The 23,969-nt window shown below is 65.1% G+C and carries 1 protein-coding gene; it reads left to right on the top strand.

Annotated features, from left to right (window positions below; all coding sequences use genetic code 11):
• Positions 1-117 precede the first annotated feature (117 nt).
• Entirely contained in the window at positions 118-23,934 is a 23,817-nt protein-coding gene (locus tag KSS94_RS00650; RefSeq protein ID WP_225935824.1) for an immunoglobulin-like domain-containing protein, read from the top strand.
• The last annotated feature ends 35 nt before the right edge of the window (positions 23,935-23,969 follow it).

The raw sequence follows: 23,969 nt of genomic DNA, 5'->3' as shown, positions 1-23,969 counted from the left end.
GCAATAACGAAAGTTTGACAGCCACCAACTAGCGGCACTTTAAAATCATTCCAGCCAGCGCCGGAAACCCCACCGGCAGGCCAGGGAAGGTACAGGTCGGGTCTTCTGGAGAGTTCAATGAGTACTGTTGTCGCCATCGTAGAACGCATTGTTGGCCAGGTCGTAGCAGTGTCGCCGGAAGGCGTGCGACGGGTACTCGTGGAAGGTGACCGCCTGTACGTGGGCGAGCAATTGCTGACCGGGCCGGGCGGCGCGGTCACCCTGCAACTGCCCGATGGCCGCCACCTGGACCTTGGCCGCGACAGCCAGTGGAGTGCCGGCGAGCCCGACCACAGCACCGACATGTGCATGGCCACGGCGCAGAACGCGCCGTCGGTGGAGCAACTGCAACAGGCGATCGAGGCGGGCCTCGACCCGACCACCGCATTCGAGGCCACCGCAGCCGGCCCCGGCAACCCGGGCAGCGGCAGCGGCGCCCTGGGCGGCGGCCACAGCTTCGTCATCCTCGAGGAGACGGCTGGGGTGGTCGCCCCCAACGTGGGTTACCCCACGGTGCCTTTGGGGTTCAACGACGGGCTGAGCCCGGCACAATTCACCAGCCTCGACACCACCGGGCAAACGGCAGCGACCGGTAACCTCACCCCGCAGCCGCTGGAAACCGGCACCGCCGTGGTCCTGAGCGCCACCCCCTCGATCAGCGAGGCCGGCGGCACCATCGTGTACGTGGCCACGGTGGGCCAGGCGCCACTGAGCGACCTGAGCGTGACACTGTCCAATGGCGCGGTGATCGTCATCGCCGCCGGGCAGACCAGCGGCTCGGTAAGCGTGACGGTAGCCCCCAACAACACCGTGTACCTCGACGCCCATGACCTGTCGGCCAACATCACCGCCACCAGCGGCGGCGGGCTTAGCGTTAGCATCGACCCCACCCCGGCCACCACCCGCGTGGTCGACACCGTCGACATCACCACGGCGACCCTCAGCGCCACGCCGGCCGTGACCGAGGGCGGCGTGGTCACCTACACGGTGACCCTGAGCAACCCGGCGCAAACGCCGGTTACCGTTGCCCTGTCCAATGGCCAGACCCTGACCATCGCCGCCGGCCAGAGCAGCGCCAGCGTTACCGTGCAGGCGCCCAACGACGCCTACAAGGGTGGCAGCAGCCTGAGCGCCAGCATCACTTCGGCCACTGGCGGCAACTTCGAACACCTACAGGCCGACACCACCCCCGCCGCCACCCAGGTCAGCGACAGCCTCGACACCACCACGGTGAGCCTGACGGCAACGCCGTCGGTGAGCGAAAACGGCACCATCGTCTATACCGCCAGCGTCAATGCACCCGTTACCGGCGCGCCGCTGGTGGTGAGCCTGGCCAACGGCCAGAGCATCACCATTGGTGTGGGCCAGAGCACCGGCAGCGTGAGCGTGCCGGTGGGCAACGATGTGTACCAGCAGCACGGCCAGGTGAGCACCAGCATCAGCGGGGTGGCCGGCGGCAACTACGAAAACCTGGTGGCCAGCCCGGCCCCGGCCAACACCACGGTCAACGATGTGCGCGACACCACCACGGTGACGCTGAGCGCCACGCCGAGCGTGGCCGAGGGCGGGCAGATCGTCTACACCGCGACCCTCGACCACCCGGGCCAGACGGATGTGACCGTTACCCTGAGCAACGGCCAGAGCATCCTGATCGCCGCCAACCAGACCAGCGCCAGCATCAGCCTGCCGGCCCCGGCGGACACCCCCTATGCCGATGCCGCGCTGGTCAGCGCGCGCATCACTGGCGCCAGCGGCGGCAACTTCGAGAACCTGGCGATCAATGCCACGCCGGCGGTCACCCAGGTGAGCGACACCCCGGACACCTCCACCGTGACGCTGACGGCCACCCCTTCGGTGGCCGAGGGCGGCACCATCGTCTACACCGCCACGGTAAATGCGCCAGTGACTGGCTCGCCGGTGGTGGTCACGCTCGCCAATGGCCAGAGCATCACCATCCCCGTCGGCCAGAGCTCGGGCACCGCCACCGGTAGCGTCAGCGATGACGTGTACCAGGGGCATGCACCGGTGACCAACAGCATCACCGGGGTGTCTGGCGGCAAGTACGAGCACCTGGTCGCCGACCCGACGGGCGTCAGCACCACGGTCAGCGATGTGCAGAGCACCACCACGGTGACCCTCACCGCCACCCCTTCGGTCGCCGAAGGCGGCACCATCGTCTACACCGCCACGGTCAACGCACCGGTGACGGGTTCGCCGGTGGTGGTCACCCTGACCAACGGCCAGACCATCAGCATCCCGGTGGGCCAAAGCTCGGGCACTGCCACGGGCAGCGTGACCAACGATGTCTACCAAGGGCATGCGCCGGTTACCAACAGCATCTCCGGCGTTTCCGGGGGTAACTTCGAGAACCTGGTAGCAAACCAGAACCCGGTCAGCACCACCGTTACCGATGTGCAGGACACCACCACGGTGACCCTGACCGCCACCCCTTCGGTCGCCGAAGGCGGCACCATCGTCTACACCGCAACCGTCAACGCGCCGGTGACCGGCTCCGCCGTGGTGGTGAGCCTGACCAATGGCCAGACCATCACCATCCCGGTCGGGCAAAGCTCGGGCACCGCCACTGCGGTGGTCAGCGATGACGCCTACCAAGGGCATGCGCCGATCAGCAACAGCATCTCCGGGGTGTCTGGCGGCAACTTCGAGAGCCTGGTGGGCAACCCGGCGCCGGTCAGCACCACGGTCACCGATGTGCAGACCACCACCACCGTGACCCTCACCGCCACCCCTTCGGTGACCGAGGGCGGCACCATCGTCTACACCGCCACGGTCAATGCACCGGTGACCGGTTCGCCGGTGGTGGTCACCCTGGCCAACGGCCAGACCATCACCATCCCGGTCGGCCAGAGCGCCGGCACTGCCACCGGAACCGCCAGCGACGACGCGTATCAAGGGCACGCGCCAGTCAGCAACAACATCACCGGGGTGTCCGGCGGCAATTACGAGCACCTGGTCGCAAACCAGGACCCGGTGAGCACAACGGTCACCGACGTGCAGACCACCAGCACGGTGACCCTCACCGCCACGCCGTCGGTGACCGAGGGCGGCACCATCGTTTACACCGCCACGGTCAATGCACCGGTCACAGGCTCGCCCGTGGTGGTCAACCTGGCCAATGGGCAGACCATCACCATCCCGGTGGGCGCAAGTTCCGGCACCGCCACCGGTGCGGTCACCAACGATGTGTACCAGGGCCATGCCCCGGTGAGTAACAGCATCACCGGGGTGAGTGGAGGCAGCTACGAGCACCTGGTCGCCGACCAGAACCCGGTCAGCACCACCGTCACCGACGTGCAGGACACCACCACCGTCACCCTGACCGCCACACCTTCGGTGGCCGAAGGCGGCACCATCGTCTACACCGCGAGCGTCGGCGCACCGGTGACGGGCTCGCCTGTCGTGGTTTCGCTGGCGGGCGGCCAGACCATCACCATCCCCGTCGGCCAGAGTTCAGGCACCGCCACGGGCACCGTGACCAACGATGTCTACCAAGGGCATGCGCCGGTCAGCAACAACATCACCGGCGTGTCCGGCGGCAGCTATGAGCACCTGGTCGCCGACCAGAACCCGGTCAGCACCACGGTCACCGATGTGCAGGACACCACCACGGTGACCCTGACCGCCACACCTTCGGTGGCCGAAGGCGGCACCATCGTCTACACCGCCTCGGTCGGCGCGCCGGTGACTGGCTCGCCGGTAGTGGTCACCCTCGCCAATGGGCAGAGCATCACCATCCCGGTCGGGCAAAGTTCGGGCACCGCCACCGAGGCTGTGAGCGACGATGTCTATCAGGGGCATGCCGCCGTCACCAACAGCATCACCGGTGCGTCCGGTGGCAACTTCGAAAGCCTGGTGGCCAACCAGACGCCGGTCAGCACCAGCGTGACCGACGTGCAGAGCACCAGCAGCGTGACCCTTACCGCCACCCCGTCGGTGGCCGAGGGCGGCACTATCGTCTACACCGCCACGGTCAGCGCACCAGTGACGGGCTCGCCTGTGGTGGTGACCCTCGCAAACGGCCAGACCATCACCATCCCGGTAGGCCAAAGCTCGGGCACCGCCACGGGCGCGGTGACCAACGACGTGTACCAGGGCCATGCGCCGGTCAGTAACAACATCACCGGCGTGTCCGGCGGCAGCTATGAACACCTGGTCGCCGACCAGAGCCCGGTCAGCACCAGCGTCACCGACGTGCAGGACACCACCACCGTCACCCTGACCGCCACGCCCAGCGTGGCCGAGGGCGGCACCATCGTTTATACGGCGAGCGTGAATGCACCGGTCACAGGTGCGCCTGTGGTGGTAAGCCTGGCCAATGGCCAAACCATCACCATCCCGGTTGGGCAAAGCTCGGGCACCGCCACGGGCGCTGTGACCAACGACGTGTACCAGGGCCACGCGCCGGTCAGTAACAACATCACCGGCGTGAGCGGCGGCAACTACGAGCACCTGGTCGCCGACCAGAACCCGGTCAGCACCAGCGTGACCGATGTGCAGGACACCACCACGGTGACCCTCACCGCCACGCCGTCGGTCGCCGAAGGCGGCACCATCGTCTACACCGCCACGCTCAACGCACCGGTGACCGGCTCGCCGGTGGTGGTCACCCTGGCCAACGGGCAAAGCATCACCATCCCGGTCGGGCAAAGCTCCGGTACCGCCACCGAGGCGGTGAGCGACGACGCCTATCAAGGCCATGCTGCGGTGAGCAACAGCATCACCGGGGTTAGCGGCGGTAGTTACGAGAGCCTGGTGGCCAACCAGACGCCGGTCAGCACCAGCGTTACCGACGTGCAAACCACCACCACGGTGACCTTGACCGCCACCCCGAACGCCGCCGAGGGCGGCACCATCGTGTACACCGCGACCGTCAATGCACCGGTCACAGGCTCCCCTGTGGTGGTTACCCTGACCAATGGCCAGACCATCACCATCCCCGTGGGGCAAAGCTCAGGCACTGCCACCGGTACCGTGACCAACGACGTGTACCAGGGCCATGCGCCGGTCACCAACAGCATCTCCGGCGTGTCCGGCGGCAGCTATGAGCACCTGGTGGCAGACCCCAGCCCGGTCAGCACCGCCATCAGCGATGTGCAGGACACCACCACCGTGACCCTGACCGCTACGCCTTCGGTCGCGGAGGGCGGCACCATCGTCTACACCGCCTCGGTCGGCGCACCGGTGACTGGTTCGCCGGTGGTGGTAACCCTCGCCAATGGGCAGAGCATCACCATTGTGGTCGGGCAAAGTTCGGGCACCGCCACTGGCGCGGTGACCAACGATGTGTACCAAGGCCACGCGCCGGTCACCAACAGCATCACCGGCGTTAGCGGGGGCAGCTACGAGAACCTCGAGGCCAACCAGGCCCCGGTGAGCACCACCGTCACCGATGTACAGGACACCACCACCGTCACCCTGACCGCCACGCCTTCGGTGGCCGAGGGTGGCACCATCGTGTACACCGCAACGGTCAACGCACCGGTCACAGGCTCGCCGGTCGTGGTGACCCTGACCAACGGTCAGACCATCAGCATCCCGGTGGGCCAAAGCTCAGGCACGGCCACAGGCAGCGTGACCAACGATGTCTACCAGGGGCATGCACCGGTCGCCAACAGTATCTCCGGGGTTTCTGGGGGCAACTACGAGCACCTGGTGGCCGACCAGACACCGGTCAGCACCACGGTCACCGACGTGCAGGACACCACCACCGTCACCCTCACCGCCACACCCAGCGTGGCCGAGGGCGGCACCATCGTTTATACGGCGAGCGTGAATGCACCGGTCACAGGTGCGCCGGTGGTGGTAAGCCTGGCCAATGGCCAAACCATCACCATCCCGGTTGGGCAAAGCTCGGGCACCGCCACTGGCGCGGTGACCAACGACGTCTATCAGGGCCATGCGCCGGTCAGCAACAACATCACTGGCGTCAGCGGCGGCAACTACGAGCACCTGGTCGCCGACCAGAACCCGGTCAGCACCACCGTCACCGATGTGCAGGACACCACCACCGTCACCCTGACCGCCACCCCTTCGGTGGCCGAAGGCGGCACCATCGTTTACACGGCAAGCGTCAATGCACCGGTCACAGGCTCCCCCGTGGTGGTGACCCTGGCCAATGGGCAGACCATCACCATCCCGGTTGGGCAAAGCACCGGCACCGCCACTGAAGCGGTGACCGACGACGCCTATCAAGGGCATGCCGCGGTGAGCAACAACATCACCGGGGTTTCTGGCGGCAATTACGAGAGCCTGGTGGCCAACCAGACGCCGGTCAGCACCACGGTCAGCGACGTGCAAACCACCACCACTGTTACGCTGACGGCAACGCCCAGCGTGGCCGAGGGCGGGACGATCATCTACACCGCCTCGGTCGGGGCGCCGGTGACCGGCTCGCCGGTGGTGGTCACCCTGGCCAACGGCCAGAGCATCACCATCCCGGTCGGGCAGAGCTCGGGCACCGCCACCGGGGCGGTGACCAATGACGTCTATCAGGGCCATGCGCCGGTCAGCAACAACATCACCGGCGTCAGCGGCGGCAACTACGAGCACCTGGTCGCCGACCAGAACCCGGTCAGCACCACGGTTACCGATGTTCAGGACACCACCACGGTAACCCTCACCGCCACGCCAAGCGTGGCTGAAGGCGGCACCATCGTTTACACCGCGACCGTCAATACGCCGGTCACAGGCTCCCCCGTGGTGGTGAACCTGGCCAACGGCCAGAGCATCACCATCCCGGTCGGGCAGAGCTCGGGCACCGCCACCGGGGCGGTGACCAATGACGTCTATCAGGGCCATGCGCCGGTCAGCAACAACATCACCGGCGTCAGCGGCGGCAGCTACGAGCACCTGGTCGCCGACCAGAACCCGGTCAGCACCACGGTTACCGATGTGCAGGACACCACCACGGTGACCCTGACCGCCACGCCCAGCGTGGCTGAAGGCGGCACCATCGTTTACACCGCGACCGTCAATGCGCCGGTCACAGGTTCCCCTGTGGTGGTTTCGCTGGCGGGCGGCCAGACCATCACCATCCCTGTCGGTCAAAGTTCCGGCACCGCCACGGGCGCCGTGACCAACGATGTCTATCAAGGGTATGCGCCGGTCAGCAACAGCATCACCGCTGTCAGCGGGGGCAACTACGAGCACCTCGAGGCCAACCAGACCCCGGTCAGCACCAGCGTGACCGATGTGCAGGACACCACCACGGTGACCCTGACCGCCACCCCTTCGGTCGCCGAAGGCGGCACCATCGTCTACACCGCGACCGTCAATGCCCCTGTGACCGGTTCGCCCGTGGTGGTGACCCTAGCAAACGGCCAGACCATCAGCATCCCGGTCGGCCAGAGCTCGGGCACCGCCACCGGTGCGGTGACCAACGACGTGTATCAAGGGCACGCGCCGGTCAGCAACAACATCACCGGCGTCAGCGGCGGCAACTACGAGCACCTGGCCGCCGACCAGAACCCGGTCAGCACCACCGTCACCGATGTACAGGACACCACCACCATCACCCTGACGGCGACGCCAAGCGTGGCCGAGGGCGGCACCATCATCTACACCGCCTCGGTCGGGGCGCCGGTCACAGGCTCGCCGGTGGTGGTGACCTTGGCCAATGGCCAGACCATCACCATCCCGGTCGGGCAAAGCTCCGGCACCGCCACCGAAGCGGTGACCGACGATGCCTACCAAGGGCACGCAGCGGTCACCAACAGCATCACTGGCGCATCCGGGGGCAGCTTCGAAAGCCTGGTCGCCGACCAGACGCCCGTCAGCACTGCGGTCACCGATGTGCAGACCACCACCACGGTGACCCTGACCGCCACCCCTTCGGTCGCCGAAGGCGGCACCATCGTCTATACCGCGACCGTCAACGCACCGGTGACCGACTCGCCGGTGGTGGTGACCCTGACCAATGGCCAGACCATCACCATCCCGGTCGGGCAAAGCTCCGGCACTGCAACCGGTGCCGTGACCAACGACGTGTATCAAGGCCATGCGCCGGTCAGCAACAGCATTTCCGGAGTATCCGGCGGCAGCTACGAGCACCTGGTGGCCAGCCAGGACCCGGTGAGCACCACGGTTACCGATGTTCAAGACACCACCACGGTAACCCTGACCGCCACGCCAAGCGTGGCTGAAGGCGGCACCATCGTTTACACCGCGACCGTCAATGCACCGGTCACCGGATCACCCGTGGTGGTGACCCTCGCGGGCGGCCAGACTATCACCATCCCGGTTGGCCAGAGCAGCGGCACCGCCACCGGGGCGGTGACCAACGACGTGTACCAAGGCCACGCGCCGGTCACCAACAACATCACGGGCGTGAGCGGCGGTAGCTACGAAAACCTGGTGGCCAACCAGGACCCGGTGAACACCACCGTCACCGATGTGCAGGACACCACCACCGTCACCCTCACCGCCACGCCCAGCGTGGCTGAAGGCGGCACCATTGTTTACACCGCGACCGTCAATGCACCGGTGACCGGTTCGCCTGTGGTGGTGAGCCTGGCAAACGGGCAGACCATCAGCATCCCGGTTGGGCAAAGCTCCGGTACCGCCACGGGGGCCGTGACCAATGACGTGTACCAAGGCCATGCACCGGTCACCAACAGCATCACCGGGGTGTCTGGCGGCAACTACGAGCACCTGGCTGCCAACCAGGACCCGGTCAGCACCACCGTCACCGATGTGCAGGACACCACCACCGTCACCCTGACCGCTACACCTTCGGTCGCCGAGGGCGGCACCATCGTCTACACCGCAACCGTCAACGCACCGGTAACCGGCGCCCCCGTGGTGGTGAGCCTGACCAATGGCCAGACCATCACCATCCCGGTGGGCCAGAGCAGCGGCACCGCAACCGGGGCCGTGACCGATGACGCCTACCAAGGTCACGCACCGGTCAGCAACAGCATTTCCGGAGTTACTGGCGGCAATTACGAGAGCCTGGTCGCCGACCAGAACCCGGTGAGCACCACAGTCACCGATGTACAAACCACGACCACGGTGACCCTGACCGCCACCCCTTCGGTGGCCGAAGGCGGCACCATCGTCTACACCGCGACCGTCAACGTGCCGGTGACCGGCTCGCCGGTAGTGGTGACGCTCGCCAATGGCCAGACCATCACCATCCCGGTTGGGCAGAGCTCCGGCACGGCCACCGGGGCCGTGACCAATGACGTCTACCAGGGGCATGCGCCGGTCAGCAACAACATCACCGGCGTCAGCGGTGGCAACTACGAGCAGTTGGTGGCTGACCAGAGCCCGGTAAGCACTAGCGTCACCGATGTACAGGACACCACCACCGTCACACTGACGGCGACACCAAGCGTGGCCGAGGGTGGCACCATCATCTACACCGCCTCTGTGGGGGCGCCGGTCACAGGTTCCGCGGTCGTGGTCTCGCTGGCTAACGGCCAGACCATCACCATCCCGGTCGGCCAAAGTTCCGGCACGGCCACAGGTGCGGTGACCAACGACGTGTATCAAGGCCACGCGCCAGTTACCAACAACATCACCGGCGTTAGCGGCGGTAACTACGAAAATCTGGTCGCCAACCAGAACCCGGTCAGCACAACCGTTACTGATGTGCAGGACACCACCACGGTGACCCTGACCGCCACGCCGAGCGTGGCCGAAGGCGGCACCATCGTGTACACCGCCAGTGTGGCGGCGCCGGTCACCGGCTCCCCGGTGGTGGTCGCGCTGAGCAACGGGCAAACCATCACCATCCCGGTGGGCCAGAGCTCCGGTACCGCCACCGGCAGCGTGACCGATGACGTCTACCAAGGCCATGCACCGGTCAGCAACAGCATCACCAGCGTCACCGGCGGCAACTACGAGAGCCTGGTGGCGGACCAGACGCCGGTCAGCACCACGGTCACCGATGTGCAAAGCACCACCACGGTCACCCTGACCGCCACCCCGAGCGTGGCCGAGGGCGGCACCATCACCTACACCGCCACGGTCGATGCACCGGTCACTGGCAGCCCGGTCACGGTGACGCTGACCAACGGCCAGACCATCACCATCCCGGTGGGTGAGAGCTCGGGCACCGCCACGGGCGCGGTCAGCAACGACGTCTACCAGGGCCATGCCCCGGTGAGCAACAGCATTTCCGGGGTGTCTGGCGGCAACTACGAGCACCTGGTGGCCAACCCGAACCCGGTCAGCACCAGCGTGACCGATACCCAGGACACCACCACGGTGTCGCTGTCGGCAACGCCGAGCGTGGATGAAGGTGGCCAGATCACCTACACCGCCACCTTGACCAGCGCCGCCCAGTCCGACGTCACCGTGACCCTGAGCAACGGCCAGAGCATCACCATCGCGGCCAACCAGACCTCGGGCAGTGTCACCGTGGCTGCGCCGGGCGACGACCCGTATGTCGATGCCGGGCAGGTCAGCGCGCACATTACCGGGGCTTCTGGGGGCAACTTCGAGAACCTTGCGGTGAACAGTACCGCGGCGGTGACCCAGGTTACCGATACCACCGACACCACCATGGTCACCCTGACCGCTACGCCGAGCGTGGCCGAGGGCGGCACGATCATCTATACCGCCAGCGTGGGGGCACCGGTGACTGGTTCGCCGGTCGTGGTTTCGCTGGCCAACGGGCAGACCATCACTATTCCGGTCGGGCAGAGTTCCGGCACGGCCACGGGCGCTGTGACCAACGATGTCTACCAGGGCCACGCACCAGTTACCAACAACATCACTGCCGTTAGCGGTGGTAACTACGAAAATCTGGTCGCCAACCAGAACCCAGTCAGCACAACCGTCACTGATGTGCAGGACACCACCACGGTGACCTTGACCGCCACGCCAAGCGTGGCCGAGGGCGGGACCATCATCTACACCGCCTCGGTCGGTGCTCCGGTCACTGGCAGCCCAGTCGTAGTGAGCCTCGCCAACGGCCAGACCATCACCATCCCGGTCGGGCAAAGCTCCGGCACGGCCACGGGTGCTGTGACCAACGACGTCTATCAAGGTCACGCGGCAGTAACCAACAACATCACCACCGTTAGCGGCGGCAACTACGAAAACCTTGTCGCCAATCAGAGCCCAGTCAGCACCACCGTCACCGATGTTCAGGACACCACCACCGTTACCCTGACCGCCACGCCGAGCGTGGCCGAGGGCGGGACGATCATCTATACCGCCAGCGTCGGCGCACCGGTTACAGGTTCACCGGTAGTGGTTTCGCTGGCCAACGGGCAAACCATCACCATCCCGGTCGGGCAAAGTTCCGGCACGGCCACCGGTGCCGTGACCAACGACGTCTACCAAGGTCACGCACCAGTTACCAACAACATCACTGCCGTTAGCGGTGGTAACTACGAAAATCTGGTCGCCAACCAGAACCCAGTCAGCACTACCGTCACCGATGTGCAGGACACGACCACGGTCACCCTGACTGCCACGCCGAGCGTGGCCGAAGGCGGGACGATCATCTATACCGCCAGCGTTGGTGCTCCGGTGACCGGTTCGCCGGTCGTGGTTTCGTTGGCCAACGGACAGACCATCACCATCCCGGTCGGGCAGAGCTCCGGTACGGCCACGGGTGCTGTGACCAACGATGTCTATCAAGGCCATGCGCCGGTCACCAACAACATCACTGGCGTATCCGGCGGCAACTACGAGAACTTGGTCGCCAATCAGGACCCGGTCAGCACTACCGTCACCGATGTTCAGGACACCACCACCGTCACCCTGACCGCTACGCCGAGCGTGGCCGAGGGCGGCACCATCATTTACACCGCCAGCGTAGGTGCACCGGTGACTGGTTCACCGGTTGTGGTTTCGCTGGCCAATGGGCAGACCATCACTATCCCGGTCGGGCAGAGTTCCGGCACGGCCACCGGAGCCGTGACCAACGACGTCTACCAAGGGCATGCACCGGTTACCAATAACATCACCGGCGTTAGCGGCGGTAACTACGAAAATCTGGTTGCCAACCAGAACCCGGTTAGCACTACCGTCACCGATGTGCAGGACACGACCACGGTCACCCTGACTGCCACGCCGAGCGTGGCCGAAGGCGGGACGATCATCTATACCGCCAGCGTTGGTGCTCCGGTGACCGGTTCGCCGGTCGTGGTATCGCTGGCCAACGGACAAACCATCACCATTCCGGTCGGGCAGAGCTCCGGCACGGCCACGGGTGCTGTAACCAACGACGTCTACCAAGGTCATGCGCCGGTCAGCAACAACATCACAGGCGTATCCGGCGGCAACTACGAGAACTTGGTCGCAAATCAGGACCCGGTCAGCACTACCGTCACCGATGTTCAGGACACCACCACCGTCACCCTGACGGCTACGTCGAGCGTGGCCGAAGGCGGGACCATCATCTATACCGCCAGCGTCGGCGCACCGGTGACAGGTTCGCCGGTCGTGGTTTCGTTGGCCAACGGCCAGACCATTACCATCCCGGTTGGCCAAAGCTCAGGCACCGCCACGGGCGCTGTGACCAACGATGTCTACCAAGGCCATGCTCCGGTCACCAACAACATCACCGGCGTATCCGGCGGCAATTACGAGAACCTGGCCGCCAATCAGGATCCGGTCAGTACCACCGTGACCGATGTACAAGACACCACCACGGTGACCCTGACGGCCACGCCGAGCGTGGCCGAAGGCGGGACGATCATCTATACCGCCAGCGTGGGGGCTCCGGTGACTGGTTCGCCGGTTGTGGTATCGCTGGCCAACGGGCAGACCATCACTATCCCGGTCGGGCAGAGTTCCGGCACGGCCACCGGAGCCGTGACCAACGACGTCTACCAAGGGCATGCACCGGTTACCAATAACATCACCGGCGTTAGCGGCGGTAACTACGAAAATCTGGTTGCCAACCAGAACCCGGTTAGCACTACCGTCACCGATGTGCAGGACACGACCACGGTCACCCTGACTGCCACGCCGAGCGTGGCCGAAGGCGGGACGATCATCTATACCGCCAGCGTTGGTGCTCCGGTGACCGGTTCGCCGGTCGTGGTATCGCTGGCCAACGGACAAACCATCACCATTCCCGTGGGACAGAGCTCTGGTACTGCCACGGGCGCCGTAACAAACGACGTCTACCAAGGCCATGCGCCAGTCACCAACAACATCACCGGGGTGTCTGGCGGCAATTACGAGAATCTGGTCGCTAACCAGAATCCGGTCAGCACTACCGTCACCGATGTTCAGGACACCACCACCGTTACCCTGACGGCTACGCCGAGCGTGGCCGAAGGCGGAACGATCATCTACACAGCTTCGGTTGGCGCACCAGTCACCGGCAGCCCGGTCGTGGTTAGCCTCGCCAACGGCCAGACCATTACCATCCCTGTTGGCCAAAGCTCAGGCACCGCCACGGGCGCGGTGACCAACGACGTCTATCAAGGGCATGCACCGGTTACCAACAACATCACCGAAGTATCCGGCGGCAACTACGAGAATCTGGTCGCTAACCAGGATCCGGTCAGCACCACCGTCACCGATGTTCAGGACACCACCACGGTGACCCTGACCGCCACGCCGAGCGTGGCCGAGGGCGGGACGATCATCTATACCGCCAGCGTGGGGGCACCGGTGACTGGTTCACCGGTCGTGGTTTCGCTGGCCAACGGGCAGACCATCACCATCCCGGTCGGGCAGAGCTCCGGCACTGCCACGGGTGCTGTGACCAACGACGTCTACCAAGGTCATGCACCGGTCAGCAACAACATCACCGGGGTATCCGGCGGCAATTACGAGAACCTGGTCGCCAACCAGGAGCCCGTAAGCACCACAGTGACCGATGTTCAGGACACCACGACGGTAACCCTGACCGCCACGCCGAACGTGGCTGAAGGCGGCACGATCATTTACACCGCCAGCGTAGGTGCACCAGTGACTGGCTCGCCGGTCTTGGTTTCGCTGGCCAACGGGCAGACCATTACCATCCCGGTTGGCCAAAGCTCAGGCACCACCACGGGCGCCGTGACCAACGATGTCTACCAGGGCCATGCTGCAGTTACCAACAACATCACCAGCGTATCTGGCGGCAATTACGAGAATCTGGTCGCAAACCAGAACCCGGTCAGCACTACTGTCACCGATGTGCAGGACACTACCACCGTTACCCTGACCGCCACGCCGAGCGTGGCCGAGGGCGGCACGATCATCTACACCGCCAGCGTAGGAGCCCCGGTTACCGGCAGCCCGGTCGTGGTGAGTCTCGCCAACGGCCAGACCATCACTATCCCGGTCGGGCAAAGCTCCGGTACCGCCACTGGTGCGGTGACCAACGACGTCTACCAAGGTCATGCGCCGGTCACCAACAGCATCACCGACGTATCCGGTGGCAACTACGAGAATCTGGTCGCCAATCAGAACCCAGTCAGCACAACCGTCACGGATGTGCAGGACACCACCACGGTGACCTTGACCGCCACGCCGAGCGTGGCCGAGGGCGGTACGATCATCTACACCGCCTCGGTAGGTGCTCCAGTGACTGGCTCGCCGGTCGTGGTTTCGCTGGCCAACGGGCAGACCATCACCATCCCGGTCGGCCAGAGTTCCGGTACCGCCACCGGCGCTGTGACCAACGACGTCTACCAGGGCCATGCTCCGGTAACCAACAACATCACTGGCGTATCCGGTGGCAACTACGAAAATCTGGTCGCCAACCAGAACTCGGTCAGCACCACCGTCACTGATGTGCAGGACACGACTACAGTGACCCTCACCGCCACGCCGAGCGTCGCCGAGGGCGGCACGATCATTTACACCGCGACCGTCGGGGCGCCGGTAACCGGCAGCCCGGTTGTAGTCAGCCTGGCCAACGGCCAGACCATCACCATCCCGGTCGGCCAGAGCTCCGGCACCGCTACCGGGGCAGTGACCAATGACGTCTATCAAGGCCACGCGCCGGTCAGCAACAACATCACCGCCGTCAGCGGCGGTAATTACGAAAACCTGGTCGCTAACCAGAATCCGGTCAGCACCACCGTCACCGATGTTCAGGACACCACCACCGTCACGCTGACCGCTACGCCGAGCGTCGCCGAAGGCGGCACCATCATCTACACAGCTTCCCTTGGCGCACCAGTCACCGGCAGCCCGGTCGTGGTCAGTCTGGCCAACGGTCAGACCATTACCATCCCGGTTGGCCAAAGCTCAGGCACGGCCACCGGCGCCGTGACCAACGACGTATACCAAGGCCATGCGCCAGTTAGTAACAACATCACCGGGGTGTCCGGCGGCAATTACGAGAACCTGGTCGCCAATCAGGATCCGGTCAGCACTACCATCACCGACGTGCAGGACACCACCACCGTCACCCTCACCGCCACGCCGAGCGTGGCCGAAGGCGGTACCATCATCTACACCGCCAGCGTGGGCGCTCCGGTCACTGGCTCGCCCGTCGTCGTATCGCTGGCAAACGGGCAAACCATCACCATTCCGGTCGGGCAGAGTTCCGGCACCGCCACGGGCGCCGTGACCAACGACGTCTACCAGGGCCATGCGCCGGTCACCAACAACATCACTACCGTTAGCGGCGGTAACTACGAAAATCTGGTCGCTAACCAGAATCCGGTCAGCACCACGGTCGCCGACACCCAGGACACCACCACGGTTTCCCTGTCGGCAACACCGAGCGTCGCGGAAGGCGGCCAGATCACCTACACCGCTACCCTGACCAACGCAGCCCAGTCTGCAGTCACCGTTACCTTGAGCAACGGCCAGACCATCACCATCGGCGCCAACCAGACCTCGGGTAGCGTAACCATGGCTGCGCCGGGCGATGACCCGTATGTGGATGCCGGCCAGATGAGTGCGCGCATCACCGGCGCCAGCGGCGGCAACTTCGAGAGTTTGGCGGTCAACAGCACGCCTGCGGTGACCAACGTCACCGATACCATCGACACCACCACGGTAACCCTGACCGCCACGCCGAGCGTGGCCGAAGGTGGGACCATCATCTATACCGCCAGCGTCGGCGCACCGGTGACAGGTTCGCCGGTCGTGGTTTCGTTGGCCAACGGGCAGACCATCACCATCCCGGTCGGCCAGAGTTCCGGCACCGCCACGGGCGCCGTGACCAACGATGTCTACCAAGGCCATGCGCCCGTTACCAACAACATCACCGGCGTCAGCGGTGGCAACTACGAGCACCTGGTCGCCAATCAGAACCCGGTCAGCACCACCGTCACTGATGTTCAGGACACCACCACCGTAACGCTCACCGCCACGCCGAGCGTGACCGAAGGTGGGACCATCATCTACACCGCCAGCGTCGGCGCACCGGTCACGGGCTCACCTGTCGTGGTTTCGCTGGCCAACGGGCAGACCATCACCATCCCGGTCGGGCAGAGCTCCGGTACTGCTACGGGCGCCGTGACCAACGACGTCTACCAGGGCCATGCGCCGGTTACCAACAACATCACTACCGTGAGCGGCGGTAACTACGAAAACCTGGTCGCTAATCAGAACCCGGTCAGCACCGCCGTCACCGATGTACAGGACACCACCACGGTGACCCTGACCGCCACGCCAAGTGTGGCCGAAGGCGGTACCATCATTTACACCGCCACGGTCGGCGCCCCGGTTACCGGCAGCCCGGTAGTAGTCAGCCTGGCCAACGGCCAGACCATCACGATTCCGGTCGGCCAAAGCTCCGGCACCGCCACGGGTGCCGTGACCAACGACGTCTACCAGGGCCATGCCGCCGTCACCAACAACATCACCGGCGTATCCGGCGGCAACTATGAAAACCTCGTAGCGAACCAGAACCCGGTCAGTACCAGCGTCACGGATGTGACGGACACCACGACGGTTTCGCTGTCGGCCACGCCAAGTGTTGCGGAGGGTGGCCAGATTACCTACACCGCCACCCTGACCAATGCGGCCCAGTCTGCCGTCACCGTCACCCTGAGCAACGGCCAGACCATCACCATCGGCGCCAACCAGACTTCGGGCAGCGTCACGGTGGCCGCACCAGGCGATGACCCCTATGTCGACGCCGGCCAAGTCAGCGCACGCATCACCGGTGCCAACGGCGGAAACTTCGAGAACCTGGCGGTCAGCAGCACGCCAGCGGTAACCAACGTCACCGATACCATCGACACCACCACGGTGACCCTGAGCGCCACGCCGAGTGTGGCCGAAGGCGGCACCATCATTTACACCGCCACGGTCGGCGCGCCGGTCACCGGCAGCCCGGTAGTAGTCAACCTGGCCAACGGGCAGACCATCACCATCCCCGTCGGCCAGAGTTCCGGCACTGCAACTGGTGCAGTAACCAACGACGTCTACCAAGGCCATGCAGCAGTCACCAACAACATCACCGGCGTCAGCGGTGGCAACTACGAGCACCTGGTCGCCAATCAGAACCCGGTCAGCACCACCGTCACTGATGTTCAGGACACCACCACCGTAACGCTCACCGCCACGCCGAGCGTGACCGAAGGTGGGACCATCATCTACACCGCCAGCGTCGGCGCACCGGTCACGGGCTCGCCTGTCGTGGTTTCGCTGGCCAACGGGCAGACCATCACCATCCCGGTCGGGCAGAGCTCCGGCACTGCTACGGGCGCCGTGACCAACGACGTCTACCAGGGCCACGCGCCGGTTACCAACAACATCACCGGTGTCAGCGGTGGCAACTACGAGAACCTCGTTGCCAACCAGAACCCAGTCAGCACCACGGTGACCGATGTACAGGACACCACCACCGTCACCCTGACCGCCACGCCAAGCGTGGCCGAAGGCGGCACCATCACCTACACCGCCACGGTAGGTGCACCGGTGACCGGCAGCCCGGTCGTGGTCAGCCTGGCCAACGGACAGACCATCACCATCCCGGTCGGCCAAAGCTCCGGCACGGCCACGGGTGCGGTGACCAATGACGTCTATCAGGGCCATGCGCCGGTTACCAACAACATCACCGGCGTATCCGGCGGCAACTACGAGAACCTGGTCGCCAACCAGAGCCCGGTCAGCACCAACGTGACCGACGTGCAGGACACCACCACCGTCACCCTGACGGCTACGCCGAGCGTCGCCGAGGGCGGCACGATCACCTACACCGCCACGGTAGGTGCACCGGTGACCGGCAGCCCGGTTGTAGTCAGTCTGGCCAACGGGCAAACCATCACCATCCCAGTCGGGCAGAGTTCCGGCACTGCTACGGGCGCCGTGACCAACGACGTCTATCAAGGCCATGCGCCAGTGACCAACAACATCACCGGTGTGAGCGGTGGCAACTACGAGAACCTCGTTGCCAACCAAAACCCGGTGAGCACCACGGTCACCGACGTACAGGACACCACCACCGTCACCCTGACCGCCACGCCGAGCGTCGCCGAAGGCGGCACGATCATTTACACCGCGACCGTCGGGGCGCCGGTCACCGGCAGCCCGGTCGTGGTCAGCCTGGCCAACGGGCAGACCATCACCATCCCCGTCGGGCAAAGCTCCGGCACTGCTACGGGTGCTGTGACCAACGACGTCTACCAGGGCCATGCCGCGGTCACCAACAACATCACCGGCGTATCCGGCGGCAACTATGAAAACCTCGTAGCGAACCAGAACCCGGTCAGTACCAGCGTCACGGATGTGACGGACACCACGACGGTTTCGCTGTCGGCCACGCCGAGTGTTGCAGAGGGTGGCCAGATCACCTACACCGCCACCCTGACCAATGCGGCGCAGACCGCCGTTACCGTGACCCTGAGCAACGGCCAGACCATCACCATCGGCGCCAACCAGACCTCGGGCAGCGTCACGATAGCCGCACCGGGCGATGACCCTTACGTGGATGCCGGCCAGGTGAGTGCGCGCATCACCGGCGCCAGCGGCGGCAACTTCGAAAACCTGGCGGTCAACAGCACGCCAGCGGTGACCAACGTCACCGATACCATCGACACCACCACGGTGACCCTGAGCGCCACGCCGAGCGTGGCCGAAGGCGGCACCATCATTTACACCGCCACGGTCGGCGCGCCGGTCACCGGTAGCGCAGTGGTGGTGACACTTGCCAATGGCCAGACCATCACCATCCCCGTTGGTCAAAGCTCGGGGACGGCAACCGGCGCCGTGACCAACGACGTCTACCAGGGGCATGCTCCGGTTACCAACAACATCACGGGGGTATCCGGCGGTAACTACGAGCACCTGGTGGCCAATCAGAACCCGGTCAGTACCAACGTCACCGATGTTCAGGACACCACCACAGTGACGCTCACCGCCACGCCAAGTGTGGCCGAGGGTGGGACCATCATCTACACGGCTACAGTCGGGGCTCCGGTCACTGGCAGCCCGGTCGTGGTCAGCCTCGCCAACGGGCAAACCATCACCATTGGGGTTGGTCAAAGCTCCGGTACTGCAACCGGCGCCGTGACCAACGACGTTTACCAAGGCCATGCACCGGTCACTAACAACATCACCGGCGTCAGCGGTGGCAACTACGAGAACCTCGTAGCCAACCAGAACCCGGTGAGTACCACCGTGACAGATGTACAGGACACCACCACGGTGACCCTGACTGCCACGCCAAGTGTCGCCGAGGGTGGCACCATCATCTACACCGCCACCGTGGGCGCCCCGGTCACCGGCACGCCAGTGGTGGTGACCCTGACCAACGGCCAGACAATTACCATCCCGGTGGGCCAGAGCACCGGCACCGCCACCGGCACGGTCACCAACGACGTGTACCAGGGCCACGCACCGGTGACCAACAGCATCAGCAGCGTCAGCGGCGGCAACTACGAAAACCTGGTGGCCAACAAGGGCGTGCTCAGCACCACGGTCACCGACGTGCAGGACACCACCACGGTGACCCTCACCGCCACGCCGACCGTGGCCGAAGGCGGCCAGATCGTCTACACCGCCACCCTGACCAACCCGGCGCAAACTGCCGTGACGGTGACCCTGAGCAACGGCCAGAGCATCACCATCGGCGCCAACCAGTCCTCGGGCAGCGTCAGCGTGGCGGCCCCGGCCGACGATGTGTACATCGACGCAGGCCCGGTCAGCGCGACCATCACCGGCGCCAGCGGCGGCAACTTCGAGAGCCTGGCGGTAAACCCGGCGGCGGCGGTCACCGCAGTGACCGACACGATCAACAACACCACGGTGGGCATCACCGGCAGCGCGACGGTGGCCGAGGGCAGCAACGCCACCTACACCCTGACCCTGAGCAACGCGCCGCAGACCGACGTGGTGGTCAAGCTCAGCTACAGCGGCACCGCCACCAACGGCGTCGACTACACGGGCGTTGCCAGCGTGGTGATCAAGGCCAACAGCACCTCGGCCACCTTCACCATCCCGACCCTCAAGGACAACATCACCGAGGGCACCGAGCAGTTCAACGTGAAGATCGATTCGGCCACCGGCGGCAACTTCGAGGGGCTGGTGGTCAATGGCAACGCGGCCAGCGTCACCACCCAGCTGTTCGAGCCAGCGCCAGTGCTGGACCTGGACGCCAACGATTCGAGCGGCAAGAGCGGCGCCGACTACCAGACCACCTACACCGAGAACGGCGCCGGCAATTCGATCAGTGACCTGGATATCTCCATCACCGACTTCGACAGCAGCCAGCTGGCCGGCGCCACGGTCACCTTGACCAACCGCCAGGCGGGCGATGTGCTGAACCTGGGCAACAGCGTCAACGGCATCACCATCACCTCGACGGTGACGGGCGGCCAGGTGGTGCTGACCTTGAGCGGCACGGCCTCGCTGGCCGACTACATGCAGGCGATCAAGAACATCACCTTCGCCAGCACCAGCGAGGACCCGAGCACCACGCCGCGGGTCATTACCGTGACGGTGACCGACGGGGTCAACGTGTCCAACACCGCCACCACCACGGTCAACGTGGTGGCGGTCAACGATGCGCCGGTCACCACCGGCGGCGCGGTGACCGGGGTGGAGGACACCGAGCTGGTGCTGAACTGGAGCAACTTCAACGTCACCGACGTCGACAGCCCGGCCGCAAGCCTGGGGGTGACCTTCACCAAGCTGCCGGACCTGGGCAGCCTGAAGTTCTTCAACGGCACCGCCTGGGTGGACGTTACCCTCAACCAGACCGTGAGCCAGGCCGACATCAGCGCCGGCAAGCTCAAGTTCGTGCCGCTGGCCAACCAGTCCGGCGTCGACGGCTACGCTGGCACTGGCGTTGGCAACAAGCAGGCTGACTACGCGCAGGTGAAGTACAAGCCCACCGACGGCGTCACCCCGGGCAGCGAGGCCACGCTGAAGGTGGACATCACCCCGGTGGCCGACAAACCGAACCTGAGCATCGCCAGCAACAACGTCAACTCCCTGGGCCTGACCAAGGAGACCTGGACCAGCCTCACCGGCCTTGGCACCAACGGCAACGGCATCACCGGCGATGCGCTGAAGACGGTGTTCGCCAACTCTGGCAACGCCAGCAAGAGCGAAACCACCACCAACGTGCAGTCCGATGCCAGCGTGGCGGCGCAGAGCGGCTCGAAGACTTCCGGCCTGATCTACCTGGAAGCCGGCAAGACCTACACCTTCAGCGGCACCGCCGATGACAGCCTGCTGGTGAACATCGGCGGCAAGAACGTGGTCACCGCCACCTGGGGCGGCGGCGGCACGGTGGCGGGCAGCTACACGCCGACCACCAGCGGCTACTACACCCTGGAGATATACCACGCCAACCAGTCCGGCCCGGGCAGCTACGACATCAACGTGAAGGTGGGCAACGGGCTGGTCACCGACCTGAACAGCACCAACATTCCGATGTACCCGAACGTCACCGAACTGGGCAACGCCGGGGTGACGGTGTCCGACCTGCACGGCAGCAGCGGCCAGGGCTATTACGACGGCTTCAAGCTCAACGAGGGGCCGGAGAATGGCAGCGTCAAGCTGGTGGGGATCACCAGCAGCCTGACCGACACCGACGGCTCGGAGAGCCTGAGCGTGAAGCTGGGCGGCATCCCGGCGGGTTCGGTGGTGACCGACAACGCCGGGCACAGCATTACCGTGGGCACCACGGCGGTGGATGTCACCGGCTGGAACCTGGGCAGCCTTGCGATCAAGCCGCCGGCCTACTACTACGGCCAGTTCGACGTGAAGGTAACCTCCACCTCCAGCGAGAGCGTCGGCGGCAGCGTGGCCAGCAACGAGGGCACGCTGAAGGTCACGGTGTACCCGGAAACCTACACCTCCACCAACCTGGGCACCGACAGCGATACCAGCACCGGCACGGTCAACAACGACATCATCGTCGCCGACGTGACCGGCCTGCATGTGGTCGCTGGCAAGGACTACAACATCGCATTCATCGTCGACACCTCGGGCAGCATGGGGCAATCCGGCGTGGACGGGGCCAAGGCGTCGCTGGAGTCGGTGTTCAGGACGCTGGCCGCAAGCGTCAAGGGTTCGCTCTCGGGGACGGTGAACATCCTGCTGGTGGACTTCGCCACCCAGGTCAAGAGCACGGTGTCGGTGACCCTCAACGATGCCGGGCTCAAGACCCTGCTCAACGCGCTCGGCACCATGAGCGCCGATGGCGGCACCAACTACGAGGATGCCTTCAAGACCACCGCCAACTGGTTCCAGACCCTGAAGAACGCCGGCAATACCGGCAGCAACCAGACCTTCTTCATCACCGACGGCCAGCCCACTTACTACCAGACCGGCGAGCAGGGCAACCCGACGCTGGCCAACAGCAGCACCAAGCTGGACACCTTCCTCAGCACCATCAACTACAAGGTGGGCGACACGGTCACCAACTACGCGCTCGACGCCACCAACCGGGTGTCGATCGACAGCAGCGGCAAGCTGACCGCCGAGACCCGCGGCAACTTCGACCTGCTGAGCTGGAGCTACAAGTGGAACACCGTGACCAGCGGCAGCATTCGCGCCGAGGGCAACGGCGGTTATGAGCTGTCGACCCGCGCCGGTACCGGCAACACCACCACCGACGCGACCCTGACCAACTCCACCGACAGCTACAAGATCCTCGCGGCGCTGTCGACGGTGGAGGCCATTGGCCTGAACAGCGGGGTCAACACCAACGACCTCAAGCCCTACGATTCGGACAACACGCCGCAGACCAACATCGACCCGAGCAAGCTGGCCGATGCCATCCTCGGCCACACCGAAGCCACCGTGCCCGGCTCGGACAAGGTGGACGGCGGCGACGGCCACGACATCATCTTCGGCGACCTGGTGACCTTCGATTCGATCCCGGGCACCGGGGTGGAGGCGATCCAGGCGTTCGTCGCCACCAAGCTGGGGGTGGATGCGGGCGATGTGGATGCGCGGATAATGCACCAGTACGTGTCGGAGCATTACACCGAGTTCGACGTGTCGCGCAGCAACGACGGCAACGACACGCTGATGGGCGGGGCCGGCAACGACATCATCTTCGGCCAGGGCGGCAACGACTACCTCGATGGCGGCAAGGGCAACGACATCCTGCTGGGTGGTACCGGCAACGACACCTTGCTGGGCGGGGAAGGCAACGACCTGCTGTTTGGCGGGGCCGGCAACGACACCCTGATCGGCGGCAAGGGCAACGACATCATGACCGGCGGTGCCGGGGCCGACACCTTCGTGTGGAAGGCCGGCGATACCGGCCAGGATGTGATCAAGGACTTCAAGGTCAGCGAGGGTGACCGCCTTGACCTCAGCGACCTGCTGCAGGGCGAGCGTGGCACCACCATCGACAACTACCTGAAGATCACTACGGTGGGGGGCGAGTCGACCTTGCAGATCAGCACCGAGGGCAAGCTCAATGCCGCTGGCGGGCTGGCCAATGTGGATGTGTCGATCAAGCTCGAGGGTGTGAACTGGTCGAACACTTCGATCAACTCGCTGATCAGTGGTGCCGACCCGACCATCAAGATCGACAATTCCAACAGTTGACCGGCATGCGCAGCCTGGCAATTTTGCCTAAGCTG

The organism is Pseudomonas fakonensis (assembly GCF_019139895.1).
Taxonomy (GTDB): Bacteria; Pseudomonadota; Gammaproteobacteria; order Pseudomonadales; family Pseudomonadaceae; genus Aquipseudomonas; species Aquipseudomonas fakonensis.
The sequence above is the reverse complement of the archived record's forward strand: the minus strand, read 5'-3'. Positions and strand labels throughout refer to the sequence as shown.

Coding starts and splice junctions, on each gene's coding strand:
- KSS94_RS00650 (WP_225935824.1), top strand. CDS start 118: ATGAGTACTGTTGTCGCCATCGTAGAACGCATTGTTGGCCAGGTCGTA.